This window comes from Streptomyces sp. NPDC088197, from assembly GCF_044741185.1.
GTDB lineage: Bacteria > Actinomycetota > Actinomycetes > Streptomycetales > Streptomycetaceae > Actinacidiphila.
Window position 1 is genome coordinate 682,242 of sequence record NZ_JBIUSD010000003.1, and the last position, 15,546, is coordinate 697,787.

11 protein-coding genes are annotated in these 15,546 nt (G+C 71.6%); 10 read left to right on the forward strand and 1 reads right to left on the reverse strand.

Features of this window, described 5'->3' with window-relative positions; genetic code table 11:
• The first annotated feature begins 185 nt into the window (after window positions 1-185).
• Window positions 186-3,689: a beta-N-acetylglucosaminidase domain-containing protein gene (locus ACIOC1_RS11420; protein ID WP_401853445.1), complete on the forward strand. Its 3,504-nt coding sequence runs from the start codon at window positions 186-188 to the stop codon at window positions 3,687-3,689.
• A gap of 135 nt (window positions 3,690-3,824) precedes the next feature.
• Here the strand turns inward: ACIOC1_RS11420 and ACIOC1_RS11425 are convergent, their stop codons facing one another.
• On the reverse strand, window positions 3,825-4,361 hold the full coding sequence (locus ACIOC1_RS11425) for an HNH endonuclease (protein WP_075016193.1): 537 nt from the start codon (window positions 4,359-4,361) through the stop codon (window positions 3,825-3,827).
• Between the two features lie 232 nt (window positions 4,362-4,593).
• On the opposite strand from ACIOC1_RS11425, the gene ACIOC1_RS11430 reads away from it, so the two are divergent.
• The 9 genes from ACIOC1_RS11430 to ACIOC1_RS11470 all read left to right on the forward strand — a co-directional run bounded on the left by ACIOC1_RS11430 (window position 4,594) and on the right by ACIOC1_RS11470 (window position 15,489).
• On the forward strand, window positions 4,594-5,661 hold the full coding sequence (locus ACIOC1_RS11430; RefSeq protein WP_391046747.1) for a mechanosensitive ion channel domain-containing protein: 1,068 nt from the start codon (window positions 4,594-4,596) through the stop codon (window positions 5,659-5,661).
• Window positions 5,662-5,831: 170 nt separating this feature from the next.
• Window positions 5,832-7,067: an ROK family transcriptional regulator gene (locus ACIOC1_RS11435; RefSeq protein WP_401853449.1), complete on the forward strand. Its 1,236-nt coding sequence runs from the start codon at window positions 5,832-5,834 to the stop codon at window positions 7,065-7,067.
• 252 nt (window positions 7,068-7,319) lie between these two features.
• Complete coding sequence (locus ACIOC1_RS11440; RefSeq protein ID WP_391160396.1) at window positions 7,320-8,651, forward strand: extracellular solute-binding protein; 1,332 nt, start codon at window positions 7,320-7,322, stop codon at window positions 8,649-8,651.
• On the forward strand, window positions 8,651-9,601 hold the full coding sequence (locus ACIOC1_RS11445; RefSeq protein ID WP_355337169.1) for a sugar ABC transporter permease: 951 nt from the start codon (window positions 8,651-8,653) through the stop codon (window positions 9,599-9,601). Before ACIOC1_RS11440 ends, ACIOC1_RS11445 begins: the two co-directional genes overlap by 1 nt.
• A 2-nt stretch (window positions 9,602-9,603) precedes the next feature.
• On the forward strand, window positions 9,604-10,518 hold the full coding sequence (locus tag ACIOC1_RS11450; RefSeq protein WP_391160398.1) for an ABC transporter permease subunit: 915 nt from the start codon (window positions 9,604-9,606) through the stop codon (window positions 10,516-10,518).
• Window positions 10,515-11,777 (forward strand): 6-phospho-beta-glucosidase, encoded by a 1,263-nt coding sequence (locus tag ACIOC1_RS11455; protein WP_355337165.1) that lies wholly within the window; start codon window positions 10,515-10,517, stop codon window positions 11,775-11,777. The genes ACIOC1_RS11450 and ACIOC1_RS11455 overlap by 4 nt, the downstream gene beginning before the upstream one ends.
• Window positions 11,768-12,796 (forward strand): BadF/BadG/BcrA/BcrD ATPase family protein, encoded by a 1,029-nt coding sequence (locus ACIOC1_RS11460; protein WP_391160402.1) that lies wholly within the window; start codon window positions 11,768-11,770, stop codon window positions 12,794-12,796. Before ACIOC1_RS11455 ends, ACIOC1_RS11460 begins: the two co-directional genes overlap by 10 nt.
• 201 nt (window positions 12,797-12,997) lie before the next feature.
• Window positions 12,998-14,404: a hypothetical protein gene (locus ACIOC1_RS11465; RefSeq protein ID WP_391046756.1), complete on the forward strand. Its 1,407-nt coding sequence runs from the start codon at window positions 12,998-13,000 to the stop codon at window positions 14,402-14,404.
• Between the two features lie 107 nt (window positions 14,405-14,511).
• On the forward strand, window positions 14,512-15,489 hold the full coding sequence (locus ACIOC1_RS11470) for a glutamate ABC transporter substrate-binding protein (protein WP_401715569.1): 978 nt from the start codon (window positions 14,512-14,514) through the stop codon (window positions 15,487-15,489).
• Window positions 15,490-15,546: the final 57 nt, after the last annotated feature.

Consider the following 15,546-nt stretch of genomic DNA (forward strand, 5'->3'; position numbering starts at 1 on the left):
GGCCGCCCGTGGCCCTCCCGCCCCCTGCCTGCGGCGGAAGGCGGCGGAAGGCGGCGGCGAGGCGACCGGGAGGCGGACGGAATCCGGCGGCAAAGCGGAGGAAACTCCAGCCACATTGACACCGCACCGCGAGGAGTGATGGGCTCGACGTCCGTCGTCGGTGCAGCACTCCGCAAGGAGGAACCGTGCAGGCCCTCCGGAGGAGTTCCGCCGCAGCCATCGCGGCCACGTTCATCGGCGGCTGGCTGGCCCAGTCGCCCGCCGCGACCGCCGCTCCCGCGCCGCCGAGCACACCGCCCGCCGGGACCAGGACGGACACCGCGGCCTCCCCGCGGCCCCCGGCGGTGTGGCCGCGCCCTCAGAGTCTGCGCGCGCAGGGGCAGTTCGCGCGCGTGACGAGGACGGTGACGCTGGTCGCGGGCACGGACGCCGACCCGTACGCGCTCGATGTGATCGAGGACGCGCTGCGCGGCGCGGGCGCCCAGGAGATCCGCAGGTCGGACACGCCGGGGTCCGGGCTGACCGTCTACGCGGGCGACGCGGCGCAGCCCCGGCTGACCGCGCTCAAGGCCCCCGAGCAGGACGACTTGGCGTCCGGCGGCTACCGGCTCGCGGTGGACGGCGGCACGGTGGCGCTGGCCGGAGCGGGCGAGGACGGCCTGTTCCACGCGGCGCAGACGCTGCGTCAGCTCGTCACCGGCGACAGCGGCGGCGAGCGCGGCTTCGCGGGCGTGGTCGTACGCGACTGGCCGACGGCGGCGGTGCGCGGGGTGACCGAGGGGTACTACGGCGTGCCGTGGACGCAGTACCAGCGGCTGTCGCAACTGGACTTCCTGGCCAGGACCAAGCAGAACCGCTATCTGTACGCGCCGGGCGACGACCCGTACCGGCAGGCGCAGTGGCGCGACCCCTATCCGGCGGCCCGGCGCGCGGACTTCAGGGCGCTGGCGGAGCGGGCGACGCGGGACCATGTGACGCTGGCGTGGGCGGTGGCCCCCGGACAGGCGATGTGCTTCTCGTCGAAGTCCGACCAGCGGGCGCTGGAGCGGAAGCTGGACGCGATGTGGGCGCTGGGCGTGCGGGCGTTCCAATTGCAGTTCCAGGACGTGAGCTACAGCGAGTGGCACTGCGGCGCGGACGCGCGGGAGTTCGGCTCGGGGCCCGACGCGGCGGCGCGCGCCCAGGCGAAGGTCGCCAACGTGGTGGCCGCGTATCTGGCGCGGCGCTACGGCAGCGCCGATCTGTCGCTGCTGCCCACGGAGTACTACCAGGACGGCACGACCCCGTACCGCACGGCGCTGGCGAAGGCGCTGAGCCCGGACGTGACGGTCGCCTGGACCGGTGTCGGGGTGCTGCCCGCGCGGATCACCGGCACCCAAGTGGCGGACGCAGCCGCCGCGTTGAAGCACCCGCTGGTGACGGTGGACAACTACCCGGTGAACGACTTCGCGCCGGGCAGGCTCTTCCTCGGCCCGTACACCGGCCGTCAGCCCGCGGTGGCGACGGTCTCGGCGGGGGTGCTGGCGAGCGCGATGCAGCAGCCCGCCGCGTCCCGTATCCCGCTGTTCACGGCGGCGGACTTCGCCTGGAATCCGCGCGGTTACGACCCGGCGGCCTCCTGGCAGGCGGCGATCGACGACCTGGCGGGGCCGGATCAGGCGGCCCGTGCGGCGCTGCGCGCGCTGGCGGGGAACGAGGCGTCGTCGGCGCTCGGCGGCGACGAGTCGGCGTATCTGCGCCCGCTGACCAAGGAGTTCTGGGCCGCGCTGGACTCCGGCGACCGGGCCCGGCTGACGGCGGCGGCGGCCCGGCTGCGGTCGGCCTTCACCGTGATGAGCGGCGCGCCGCACGCCCTGCGCGGGCTCGCCGACGGCACCTTCGGCGCCGAGGTGCGGCCGTGGCTGGACCGGCTGTCGGCGTACGGGACGGCGGGCGGGCACGCGGTCGACATGCTGGTGGCGCAGGCGGCGGGCGACGGCGCGGCGGCCTGGAAGGCCCGGCAGTCGCTGGACCGCGGCCGGGCGGCGCTGACGCAGGGCACGGCGAAGGTCGGCGAGGACGTGCTCGACGGCTTCCTGTCGCGGGCGGTCGACGACGGCGACGCCTGGTCGGGGCTGCGCGCGGACGGCAGGACCGCGACGGCCACGCTCGCCTCGGGGCGCGGCACCGACCCGTCGGCGATGGTGGACGGCAAGAATTCCACGGCGTGGTCGAGCAACGCTCCCCCGCAGCCCGACGACTCCTTCGGGGTCGATCTCGGGACGGCCAAGCAGGTCGGCTCGGTGCGGATCGCGATGGGCGACGGCAGCGGCTCCGACGACTTCCTGCACGACGCGGTCCTCGAACTGTCCGCGGACGACGGCACCGGCTGGCACCGGGTCGGCGAGTACCACGACCAGGCGGTGATCTCGGCGACGCTCCCCGCGGGCACCCGCGCTCGCCAGGTGCGGCTGCGCGCGAGCGACGGGCAGTCGGGGGCGGTGACGGTGCGGGAGTTCACCGTGTCGGTGAGCGGCGAGGTGGCTCCGACGGCCAGCGGTCCCGACGACGCGTCGGCCGTGGTGGACGGCGACCTCTCCACCTCGACCGCCGCGGATTCCGACGCGGGTGCGCTGACGGTGGACTTCGGCGGCGCGCGGCTGCTGGACAGCGTGACGATCGCCGCGTCCGGTGCGCGTACGGGGTCGGGCGCCCCCGCCGCCGCGGCCGATCCGACGCCGGGGCCGATGGCGGGTTCCCCCTTCGGCCCGCATCCGGTCGCCGTACGGGACACGGGCCCGCCCACCCGCACGGCCACCGGCCGGGTGACCAAGGCGCCCGCGGCCGTGGAGGTGCACACCCCGGGCGGCGGCTGGCAGCGGATCGGCAGCCTGACCGGGGACTGGACGGAGCTGCCCGCGGGGGTCGTCGCCGACGCGGTACGGCTGTCGGACGGCGCCGGGGTGCACGAGGTGGTGCCGTGGTTCGCCGGGGCGCCGCGGGTCACGTTCGACCAGCCGGAGGTGGACGCCGAGATCGGCGGCTCCGCCGTCCCGGTGACGGCGTCGGTGGCCTCGGGGCTGCCGCGCGACGAGAAGGCGGCGGTCTCGGTGGCCGCACTGAAGGGCGGGGCGACGGCGACCGCGCCCGCGTCGGTCCCGCTGCGGCGCGGCGCGGCGGGAGCGGTGCCGCTGAGCGTGTCGGTGCCCGCGGGTACGGCGCCCGGCACGTACAGCCTGCCGGTGCGGATCACCGTGGCGGGCCGCACCGTGGAGCGGCGGATCACCGTACGGGCGCGGGTGCGGACCGCGGGGCCCGATCTGCTGCGCGGCGGCGCGGCGACGTCCTCGGGTGACGAGACCCCGGACTTCCCGGCCTCCGCGGTGGCCGACGGCGACCCGGAGACCCGCTGGTCCTCGCCGGTGGACGACCACGCCTGGGTGCAGGTGGAGCTGGCGGCCCCGGCCCGGGTCGGCAGGGTCGTCCTGCACTGGCAGGACGCGTACGCGGCCGGATATCAGGTGCGGACCTCCGCCGATGGAGTGACCTGGCACACGGCGGCCACGGTGACCGACGGCGGCGGCGGGACCGAGACGGTGTGGCTCGACGCGCAGGAGGGCACCCGGTACGTGCGGGTGCAGGGCGAGCGCCGGGCGACCAAATTCGGCTACTCGCTGTTCGGCGTCGAGGCGTACGCGGTGGCGGACTGATCACGGTGACGGGGTGCCACGCAGTGACCCGTTTCGGTCACTGCGTGGCACCCCCGGCCCGTCATGGACCGCCGCGCCGCGCCGGACGTGCTCCCGGTTGCCGTACAGCGCCCGAGACGCACGAAAGCCCGGATCTCAGGCTGATATGCCGTCGATCCGGGCCAGGGCGTCGTCCGCGCCGAACGGTTGCAGGTATGGCAACCAGCGCGGGTCCCTATGTCCGGTCCCGATGATCCGCCAGGCGAGCCCGGACGGCGGGGCGGGTTGATGACGCAGCCGCCAGCCGAGTTCCGCCACATGGCGGTCGGCCTTCACGTGATTGCAGCGTCTGCACGCGGCCACCACGTTCTCCCAGGCGTGCTGGCCGCCCCGGCTGCGCGGAATGACGTGGTCGACGCTGGTGGCGGCGGCTCCGCAATACGCGCACTTGCCGCCGTCGCGGGCGAACAGCGCCCTACGGGTCAGCGGCACGGTGCCCCGAAAGGGGACTCGCACGAATTTGGTGAGCTTCACGACACTGGGCGCGGGCAGCGCCTGTGTCTCACTGTGCAGATAGGCGCCGGATTCCTCGAGGCAGACGGCCTTGTTGTTGAGCACGAGGACAAGCGCACGGCGGAGCGGTACGACGCCGAGCGGCTCGTACGACGCGTTCAGGACCAGGACATGCGGCACGGATGCCTCCTTTAACGCCGGCGGCGCGTGGCTCGCGCCGGGACGATCTGGCCTAAGTCTCTCCGGAAGGCGGCCCATGGCGCCACCATGCCCGGGTAACGGACCGAGGGTGTTTTGCAGCACACCTGTGTTCATCCCCACGATCGTGGCCTGCCCCTCCTCCCGCACGGCAACGAGACGGCATCGGTCGTCCCGTTAGTGTGGAGGCTTGTTTCCCACCGGAGGTTCCGCAGTGCCCACCGCGACGTCCACCGCCGCCGCCGTACCGTCCCGCCTGTTCCCGCTCGCCGCCGGAGACCGTGATTCGTCGGTCTACCGGGCCGGCGGCTGGATACAGGAGAACTGGGCGAGCTGGCTGAGCGCGGGGCTGCGCATTTTGTTGATCGTCGCCATCGCGATCGTGCTGCGCTCGGTGGTGCGGCGGACGATCAGCAGACTCATCGACCGGATGAACCGGGGCGCGGAGGCCGCGGCCTCCACCGCCCTGGGCGGCCTGCTGGTCAACGCGGAGCGGCGCAAGCAGCGCAGCGAGGCGATCGGCTCGGTGCTGCGCAGTGTGGCGTCCTTCCTGATCCTGGGCACGGCCGCGCTGACCGTGCTGTCGGTGCTCAAGATCAATCTGGCGCCGCTGCTGGCCAGCGCCGGGGTCGCCGGGGTCGCGATCGGCTTCGGCGCGCGCAATCTGGTGACGGACTTCCTGTCCGGCGTCTTCATGATCCTGGAGGACCAGTACGGCGTCGGCGACGTGATCGACGCGGGGGTGGCCAGCGGCACCGTCATAGAGGTGGGCCTGCGGGTCACCAAGCTGCGCGGTGACAACGGCGAGATCTGGTATGTGCGCAACGGCGAGGTCAAGCGGATCGGCAACCTCAGCCAGGGCTGGGCGACGGCCGTGGTGGACGTGCAGGTCGGCGCGGGCGAGGACCTGGAGCGGGCGCGCCAGGTGATTGCGGCCACCGGCGAGGACATGGGCAAGGAGGACCCCTGGGACGAGATGCTCTGGGAGCCCGTACGGGTCCTCGGCCTGGAGTCGGTCGGCACGGACTTCGTGGTGATCCAGACGCACGCCAAGACGATGCCGGGGCGGGCCACCGATGTCGCCCGTGAGCTGCGCTGGCGGATCAAGCGGGCGTTCGACGAGGCGGGCATCGTGATCTCCGGCGGTACGCCGACGGTGGAGGTCACCGAGGCGACGGTGCCCGAGGGCGCGTCGGAGGTGGCCGAGATGCGGCGGCAGACCGCCGTGGAGGACGCGCGCCCCGCGGCGCCCGTGCCGCCGCCCGCCTCCGGCGAGCGCTGACCCCCGGCACCTGTCGCTTTGCCGAAGCCCCTGGCACCCTGATGGCGCCGGGGGCTTCGTTCATAACGACTTGGCCGTCCTGCCGTCGACCCCCCTTGACGCTCCGCCAATGGCGGGCCTACCTTTCGTTTTGCCAATAGGAAACTTTCCTAACAGTGAACTGAGGGAGGATGGCGCGCATGGCTGGCACCCCTGGAACGCCGCGCGTACTGCGCGCCATGAACGACCGCGCCGCACTCGACCTCCTGCTGGAGCACGGCACGCTCTCCCGTACCCGGATCGGCAAGCTGACCGGACTGTCCAAGCCCACCGCGTCGCAGCTGCTGGCGCGCCTGGAGGCGGCGGGGCTGGTCCAGGCCACCGGCACCACGGCGGGCCGCCCCGGCCCCAACGCCCAGCTCTACTCGGTCAATCCGGCCGCCGCGTACGTGGCGGGACTCGATGTCAACTCCGAGCGGATCAGGGCCGCGGTCGCCGACATCACCGGCCGTACCGTCGGCACCTTCAAGCTGCTCACCCCGCGCCGCCGCACCGCGGGCAACGCGGTGGAGCAGGTCGTGCAGGCCGTGGACGGCGCGGCCAAGGCCGCCGGGCTGAACCGCTCCGACCTGCACCGGATCGTCATAGGCACGCCCGGCGCCTTCGACCCCAGCACCGGACGGCTGCGCTACGCCAGCCACCTGCCCGGCTGGCACGCGCCCGCGCTGCTGGACGAGCTGGCCGCCGCGCTGCCGATGCCGCTGGAGTACGACAACGACGTCAATCTCGCCGCCGTCGCCGAACAGCGGATCGGCGCCGCCCGCGAGCACGACGACTTCGTGCTGCTGTGGAACGAGGAGGGCATCGGCGCCGCCATCGTCATCGGCGGCCGGCTGCACCGCGGCTGGACCGGCGGCGCGGGCGAGGTCGGCTTCCTGCCGGTGCCCGGCACCCCGCTGGTCCGCAACGTCACCAAGGCCAACAACGGCGGCTTCCAGGAACTCGCGGGCTGCAACGCCGTGTTGCGGCTGGCCAGGGAACTCGGCATCGACGTCCCGGCCGGCACCCAGCAGGACGCCGCCGCCGAACTGCTCGCCGAGGCCGCGCTGCGGCACACCGCGAGCGAGGAGACCGGCGCCGACAGCGGCCCGTACGGCGAACTGCTCGCCCGGTTCGCCACCGGCACCGCCATCGGTCTGGCCTCGCTGGTCGCCGTGCTCGACCCGGCGATGATCGTGCTGTCGGGCGATGTGACCGTGGCGGGCGGCGAACCGCTGCGCGCCCTGGTCCAGGCCGAACTCACCGAACTGGCCGTACCCCGGCCGCATCTGGTGCTCGGCACGGTCCAGGACCACCCCGTACTGAGCGGGGCGCTGGAGAGCGCGCTCGCCACCACCCGCGACGAGGTGTTCGACACCTCGCGCTGACCCCGCCCCGACAACGGACCCCGCCACCCCGAACCGCCCGAGCCAGAACCGCCACAGCCAGAACCACCAGAGCCCAGAACCCGCGTACCCGCAGATCCAGCGGACCGGCACACCCCGCCGCTCCGGTGGTCCCGCACACCCTCAGCACACCCTCAACAGGCCCTCAACAGGCCCTCAGCACACCCTCGACCAGTCCTTGAAAGCAGTACTTGAAAGGCCCGCAAGGCCCGAAGATCCCCCGGAGGAAGCGCAGTGTCCCGTCTGACGAAGGCAGCCGCCGCCGTAGCGGCCACCGCCGCGATATCGCTGCTCGCGAGCGCATGTACCGGCCAGAGTTCCGGCTCGGCCGACGACGACGCCAGCAAGGACGTCTCCATCACGTTCTGGCACGGCTGGACCGCGCCCAACGAGCTGAAGGCCATCAACGACAACGTCGCCCGGTTCGAGAAGGCCCACCCCAACATCCACGTCAAGGTGCAGGGCAACATCACCGACGACAAGATCAACCAGGCGCTGCGCGCGGGCGGTTCGAAGGCCCCCGACGTCGTCTCCTCCTTCACCACCGACAACGTCGGCCAGTTCTGCTCCTCCGGCTCGATGGCCGACCTCGGCCCGTTCCTGACGAAGTCGAAGATCGACCCGGCCGCCACCTTCCCCAAGCCGATGCTGGAGTACACCCAGTTCAACGGAACCCGCTGCACGCTGCCGCTGCTCGGTGACGCGTACGGGCTGTACTACAACAAGAAGGCGTTCGCCGCCGCCGGGATCAGCGCGCCGCCCAAGACCATGAGCGAGTTCAAGGCCGACGCGATCAAGCTGACGAAGTCCAAGGGCGACTCGTACAGCCAGCTCGGCTTCATGCCGAACTTCCACGGCTACGAGTCCACCACCACGCACCTGGCCGCGCAGTGGGGTGTGAAGTACTTCGACGCGAGCGGCAAGTCCCAGGTGGCCAAGGACCCCGGGTTCGCGAAGATGTTCGGCTGGCAGCAGGACATGGTCAAGTCGCTGGGCGGCTTCGGCAAGCTGGAGAAGTACCGCAACACCTTCGGTGACGAATTCGGCGCGAAGAACCCGCTGCTGACCGGCCAGGTCGCGATGGGCATGGACGGCGAGTGGCGGCTGGGCATGGCCAAGGACGCCGGGATGAACGACCTCGGCGTGGCGCCCTTCCCGGTCCCCGACGACCAGGCGAGCACGTACGGCAAGGGCTACCTGTCCGGCACGATCATCGGCATCGCCAACACCAGCACGAAGAAGAACGCGGCCTGGGAGCTGGTGAAGTTCATGACCACCGACACCGACGCGGTCGTCTCCTTCGCCAACGCGATCCACAACGTGCCCTCCACGCTGGCCGCGCTGAAGTCGCCGAAGCTCGACGCCGACCCCGGCTTCAAGACCTTCATCGACATCGCGCAGAACCCGAACAGCACCACCACCCCGCCGAGCATCAACGGCGGCGCGTACCAGCTCACGCTCCAGGACTTCGGTTACGCCTACGAGTCCGGCAAGTCCAAGGACCTTGAGCAGGGTCTCCAGGGTGTCGACGCGCAGGTCGACAAGGACATCGCGCAGGCCAAGTGATGACCGCCGCCCTCCATCCCCTGCTGAAGGCCAAGCGCCGCAAGTCGGCGCTGCGCACCCTGGCCTTCCTGTCCCCCTGGATCATCGGGTTCAGCGTCTTCTTCGTGTACCCGCTGGTCTCCACCGTCTACTTCTCGTTCATGAAGTACAACGGCATCAACGCGCCGACCTGGGTGGGCGGCAAGAACTGGTCGTACGTCTTCTCGGACTACCCGTTCTTCTGGCCCGCGCTGCGCAACACGCTGTGGCTGGTCGTCGTGATGGTGACGCTGCGGGTGCTGTTCGGACTCGGCATCGGCCTGCTCATCACGAAGATCAAGACGGGCGCGGGCTTCTTCCGTACGGCGTTCTACCTGCCGTACCTGGCCCCGCCGGTCGCCGCGACGATGGCGTTCGTCTTCCTGCTCAACCCCGGTACGGGACCGGTCAACCACCTGCTGGGCGACTTCGGTCTGCCCACCCCGGGCTGGTTCACCGATCCGCACTGGTCCAAGCCCGCGCTGACCATGCTGGCCGTGTGGGGCATCGGCGACCTGATGGTGATCTTCATGGCCGCGCTGCTCGACGTGCCCAAGGAGCAGTACGAGGCGGCGGAGCTGGACGGCGCGGGCCCCTGGCACCGCTTCCGGTTCGTGACGCTGCCGAACATCTCGCCGATCGTGATGTTCGCGGTGGTCACCGGTGTCATCCAGACCATGCAGTACTACACACAGCCGCTGGTCGCGGGGAAGGTCGCGAGCGGGGTGATCGGCAACTCCGGCCAGCAGGTGGAGCCCGGCTACCCCGACAAGTCGACCCTCACCCTGCCGCAACTGGTCTACGAACGCGGCTTCCAGCGCTTCGACTACGGCTCGGCGTGCGTCATCGCCCTCGTGCTGTTCGTGCTCTCGATGGCGTTCACGGCGCTGCTGCTGCGCCGCCGCAACGGCTTCCTGTCGGCGGAGGACTGATCATGACCCAAGCGACCATCGCGCCCGGCGGCGCCGTCCGCGACCCCGCCGCGGGCCGCGGCCCCGACCTCCGCGCCCGGCGCAAGGCGCGCCGCAAGGAGACCCTGCACTGGATCGCCGTGCACTCGCTCGGCATCGCGGCGGCGGCCTTCTTCGTGCTGCCCTTCGTCTTCGTCTTCCTCACCGCGGTGATGAGCGACAACCAGGCGCTCACCCGCGACCTGTGGCCCGACCACTGGCAGTGGTCCAACTTCCGCACGGTGTGGGACACCCCGGGCTTCCTGACCTGGTGGCGCAACACGCTGGTGTACGCGGTCGGCGGCACCGTGCTGACCGTGGTGTCGTCCCTGCCGGTGGCGTACGCGCTCGCCAAGTTCCGCTTCCGCGGCCGTAATCTGGTCATGGTCCTGGTGATCTCGACGATGATGCTGCCGCCGCAGGTGGTCATCATCCCGATGTACCTGTTCTGGACCAAGCAGTTGGGGATGGACGGCAGCCTGTGGCCGCTGATCATCCCGATGGCCTTCGGTGACGCGTTCACCATCTTCCTGCTGCGGCAGTTCCTGCTGACGATCCCCAAGGAGTACACCGAGGCCGCCAAGGTCGACGGCTGCGGTGAGCTGCGCACGCTGCTCACCGTCATCGTCCCGATGATCAGGCCGGCCCTGGCCGCGGTGGCGCTCTTCCAGTTCTTCTACTGCTGGAACGACTACTTCGGGCCGCAGATCTACGCCAGCTCCAACCCCGGGGCCTGGACGCTCAGCTACGGACTGGAGTCCTTCAAGGGCGCACACCACACCAACTGGAATCTGACCATGGCGGCCACCGTTCTCGTGATGGCCCCGGTGATCGTGGTCTTCTTCTTCGCGCAAAAGGCCTTCATCGAAGGCGTGACCCTGACGGGAGTCAAGGGATGAAACTGGCAGTCGTGGGCGGCGGGTCCACGTACACCCCCGAACTCATCGACGGATTCGCGCGGTTGCGCGACACTCTGCCGATCGAGGAACTGGTGCTGGTCGACCCGGCCGCGGACCGCCTGGAGTTGGTCGGCGGGCTCGCCCGGCGGATCTTCGCCAAGCAGGGCCATCCGGGCACCATCACCACCACCGCCGACCTGGAGTCGGGGGTGGCCGGCGCGGACGCCGTGCTGCTCCAGCTCAGGATCGGCGGGCAGGCCGCGCGCAACCAGGACGAGACGTGGCCGCTCGAATGCGGCTGCGTCGGCCAGGAGACCACCGGCGCGGGCGGTCTCGCCAAGGCGCTGCGCACGGTCCCGGTGGTCCTCGACATCGCCGAGCGGGTGCGCAGGGTCGCGCCGCAGGCGTGGATCATCGACTTCACCAACCCGGTCGGCATCGTGACCCGGGCGCTGCTCCAGGCCGGGCACAAGGCCGTCGGGCTGTGCAATGTGGCGATCGGCTTCCAGCGCAAATTCGCCAGGCTGCTGGACGTCTCGCCGGAGCAGGTGCATCTGGACCACGTCGGGCTCAACCACCTGACGTGGGAGCGCGGGGTGCGCCTGGGCGGGCCGCAGGGCGAGGACATGCTGCCCAAGCTGCTCGCGGAGCACGGCGACACGATCGCCGCCGACCTGCACCTGCCGCGCGAGATCGTGGACCGGCTCGGCGTCGTCCCCTCGTACTACCTGCGTTACTACTACGCGCACGACGAGGTGGTGCGCGAACTGCGGACCACGCCGTCGCGGGCCTCCCAAGTGGCCGCGATGGAGAAGCAGTTGCTGGAGATGTACGGCGACCCGGCGCTGGACGAGAAGCCGGAGCTGCTGGCCAAGCGCGGCGGCGCCTTCTACTCGGAGGCCGCGGTGGCGCTGGCGTCCTCGCTGCTGCGCAACACCGGCGACGTCCAGGTGGTGAACACGTACAACAACGGCACGCTGCCGTTCCTCGCCGACGACGCCGTCATCGAGGTGCCCGCGGTGGTCGACGGGAACGGCACGAAGCCGCTGCCGGTCGCGCCGCTCGACCCGCTGTACGCGGGCCTGATCGCCAATGTCACGGCGTACGAGGACCTGGCGCTCGAGGCCGCGCTGCGCGGCGGCCGGGACCGGGTGTTCAAGGCGCTGCTGTCGCACCCGCTGATCGGCCAGTACGAGTACGCCGAGGCGCTCACCGACAGTCTCGTCGCGCACAACCGGGAGCACTTGGCGTGGGCGTGAGCCGGGAACCGCTCGTCCCCGGTGGCGTCCTCGCCATCGACGCGGGCAACAGCAAGACCGACGTGGCGCTGGTCGCCGCCGACGGAACGGTGCTCGGCGCCGCCCGCGGCGGCGGCTTCCAGCCGCCGGTCGTCGGCGTCGGGGCAGCCGTCGACGCCCTCGCGCGCATCGTGGAGCGCGCGGCGGCCGACGCGGGCCTGCGGCGTGCCGCGGACGGTTCCGACAGCGCCGATACGGGGACGCCTCTGGTGGAGCACACCTCGGCCTGTCTGGCCAACGCGGACCTGCCGGTCGAGGAGCAGCAGCTCGAAGCGGCGGTGCACGGGCGCGGCTGGGCGAGGTCGACGCGCGTCGCCAACGACACCTTCGCGATCCTGCGGGCGGGCGTGGACGCGCCCCGCGGGGTGGCGGTGGTGTGCGGCGCGGGCATCAACTGCGTGGGCATGCTGCCGGACGGCAGGACGGCCCGTTTCCCGGCGATCGGCAAGATCTCCGGGGACTGGGGCGGCGGTTCGGGTCTTGCCGAGGAGGCCCTGTTCCACGCCGCCCGCGCCGAGGACGGCCGGGGCGGACCGACGGCGCTGGCGGCCACACTGCCCGCGCACTTCGGACTGCCCACGATGTACGCGCTGATCGAGGCGCTGCACCTGGAAACGATTCCGGCGGCCCGCAAGTACGAGCTGACGCCCGTGCTGTTCGCGACCTCCGACGCGGGGGACGCGGTCGCCCGCTCGATACTCGACCAGCAGGCCGACGAGATCGTGGCCCTGGCCACGGTGGCGCTGGCCAGACTCGACCTGCTGGACGAGGAGGCCGACGTGGTGCTGGGCGGCGGGGTCATGGCGGCCAGGAATCCGTATCTCATGGACGCCCTGACCGAACGGCTCACCGCCCGTGCCCCCAAGGCCCGGCCGCACGTCGTGACGGCGCCGCCGGTGCTCGGCGCGGCCCTGCTGGGTCTGGACCACCTGGCGGCCCCGGCGCGGTCCCACGCGGCACTGCGGGCCCACTACGCGTAACGCCTCACACCGCCCTGTTCGGTTCCCGGTCACCCGGGAACCGAACAGGGCGTTGACGCGTGTGGGGGGTTAGGGGAGCAGGCAAGGCGGTCGTGCGGCAAGATCCACCGGTTGGCTAGGTGGATGCAGGTGGCTGCGGCCATACTGCTGGCTGAGAGCGTGACTTCCGCGGACGCGGTGGTCGGTCCCGGGGGAGGGTGAGTGACGCAGACGCCGACGATGGGCGGGGGTTCGAACGGGCTGAACCGGGCGGGGGTACCGGCGCAGCGCCGCCGGGCCTGGGTGGAACGTACGGATCAGCTCAAGGCCGCCGCCACCACGGAGCCGGGCCGGCTGCGGATCATCGGCGCCGTACTGGCCCTGCTGGTCGTGGCGTTCGGCGCCGTCACGGCCTGGCAGGTCAGCGACCGTACGACGGCCGCGGGCAGCGTGCTCCACCACAGCGGGCCGCTGAGCGCGGACGCGGCGGAGATCTACCGCAGCCTCGCCGACGCCGACGCGACGGTGGCGGGCGGCTTCCTCGTCGGCGGCCAGGAGCCGCGCTCGGTCACCGACCGCTACGACAAGGACATCGACACCGCGGCCGAGCTGATCACGCACGCCGCCGCGAACACGCAAGGGTCCGCGGAGGCGAGCGCGCAGATCTCCTCGCTCAACCAGCAGCTCCCGCGGTACACCAAGCTGGTGGCCACCGCCCAGGCCAACAACCGGCAGGGCCTGCCGCTGGGCGGCGCCTACCTGCGGTTCGCCAACGAGCAGATGCGCAAGCCCGGCGGGCTGCTCGACGCCTCCAAGAAGCTGTACGAGGCGGAGTCGGCGCGGCTGGACGACGACTACTCCGGCGCCAAGGCGCTGCCCTACGCCTCCTGGGCGCTGGGCATCGTGGCGCTCGGCGGCCTGGTGTGGGCGCAGCGCCGCCACTACCGGCGCACCAACCGGGTGTTCAACCACGGCATGCTCGCCGCGTCCGCCGCCTGCGCGGTGGTCCTGCTGTGGCTGGTGGTGGGACACACGGTGGCGCGTACGCAGCTCGACAACTCCGACGCGCACGGCGCGGAGTCGATGAAGGTGCTCAACAGCGCGCGGATCGCGGTGCTCCAGGCCCGCGGCGACGAGAATCTGACGCTGGTGGCCCGCGGTTCCGGCAGCGCGTACGACGCGACGTTCCAGAGCGGCATGGAGACGCTGGCGGGCAAGGACCCCAAGGGTGTGGGCGGTGAGCTGGCGAAGGCGCTGAAGCTGGCCGACAACACGGCGGGCCGCACCCCGGTCGATTCCGCGATCAAGGGTGTGCAGGCGTGGCGCGGCAGGCACGATGTGGCCAGGGCGAGTGACAACAACGGTGACTACGCCACGGCGGTCGCCGAGGTGATCGGCGGCAAGGACAGCAAGGGCAAGACGGTCACGGAGACCACCGGGCAGTGCTTCGACGTGGTCGACGCCAGTCTGGAGAAGGCCGTCGCGCAGGAGCAGCACGAGTTCCAGCAGGCCGCGAGGAACGGCCACGGCGCGCTGTCGCTGCTGCCGTACGGCGCGGCGGTGCTCGCGGTGCTGGCGGCGGCGGGCGCGGTGTTCGGCATCGGGCGCCGCCTGTCGGAGTACCGGTGATGAGCGTGCGGAACGAACCCGGGGTGAGGCGGACTGTGGAAGCGATACGGCCAGGACGCGGCAGGCGGGCCAGGGCCAGGCTGCGCGGCTGGGGCGGAGTCGCGGGGATGGCCTCGGCGTGCGCGCTGGCGCTGAGCGCCGCGCTGCTGCTGCCGTCGGACACCGCTCCCGCCGCCGACGCGGGCAGGACCGCCCCGCGGGCGCCGGTGACGCACGCGCAGTACGCGGCCGACGACGCGTGCGAGAACTCCGCGACGGCCCTGGACCCGGCGACCGGCGCGGTCACGAGCCTCGACCCCGACGGCGGGACGCGGGACGGCGCGGCGGTGGAGCGGATCAGGCGGAACAAGCGGCTGATCGTCGGTGTCGACCAGAACAGCTATCTGTGGGGTTACCGCGACCCGGTCTCCGGTGAGATCACCGGCTTCGACATCGCCATCGTCAAGGCCATCGCGAAGAGCATCCTCGGTGAGAACGCGCAGGTGCAGTACCTGACGATACCGACCGACCAGCGCGTCCCGATGATCCTGACCCACAAGGTCGACATGGTGGTGCGCACGATGAGCATCACGTGTTCCCGGCTGACCGAGAAGGACAAGCAGATCGCCTTCTCCAGCGCCTACTTCATGGCGGGCCAGCAGCTTCTGGCGCCCGAGGGCTCCCCCGTCACCGGCTTCGACGACTCGCTGAGCGGCAAGAAGGTCTGCACCGCGTCCGGTTCGACCGGTGCGACCAAGCTCCAGGCGGACCCGCACGGCGCGAAGATCATGCTGGTGCCGAACCAGCTCGACTGTCTGGTGCGGGTGCAACTCGGCCTCGCGGACGCGGTCTTCACCGACAACGCGCTCGCGGCCGGCCAGGCCGCGCAGGACCCGTCGATGCGGCTGGTCGGCAAACCGGTCACCACCGAGCCGTACGGTGTGGCGATGAACCTGGCGGACACCGACCTGATCCGGCAGGTCAACCAGGTGCTGGCGACGTACAGCGGCGGCGGCGCCGACAGCGAGTGGATGCGGCAGTACCACCGCTGGCTCGGTCAGCACCTGTCCGGGATCACCGGCCCGCCGGAGGCCCACTACAAGTAACGGCGCGACGCAGTCGGGGGCACCAACAGCGCACACGGACAGCGGAAAGAGGGTGTG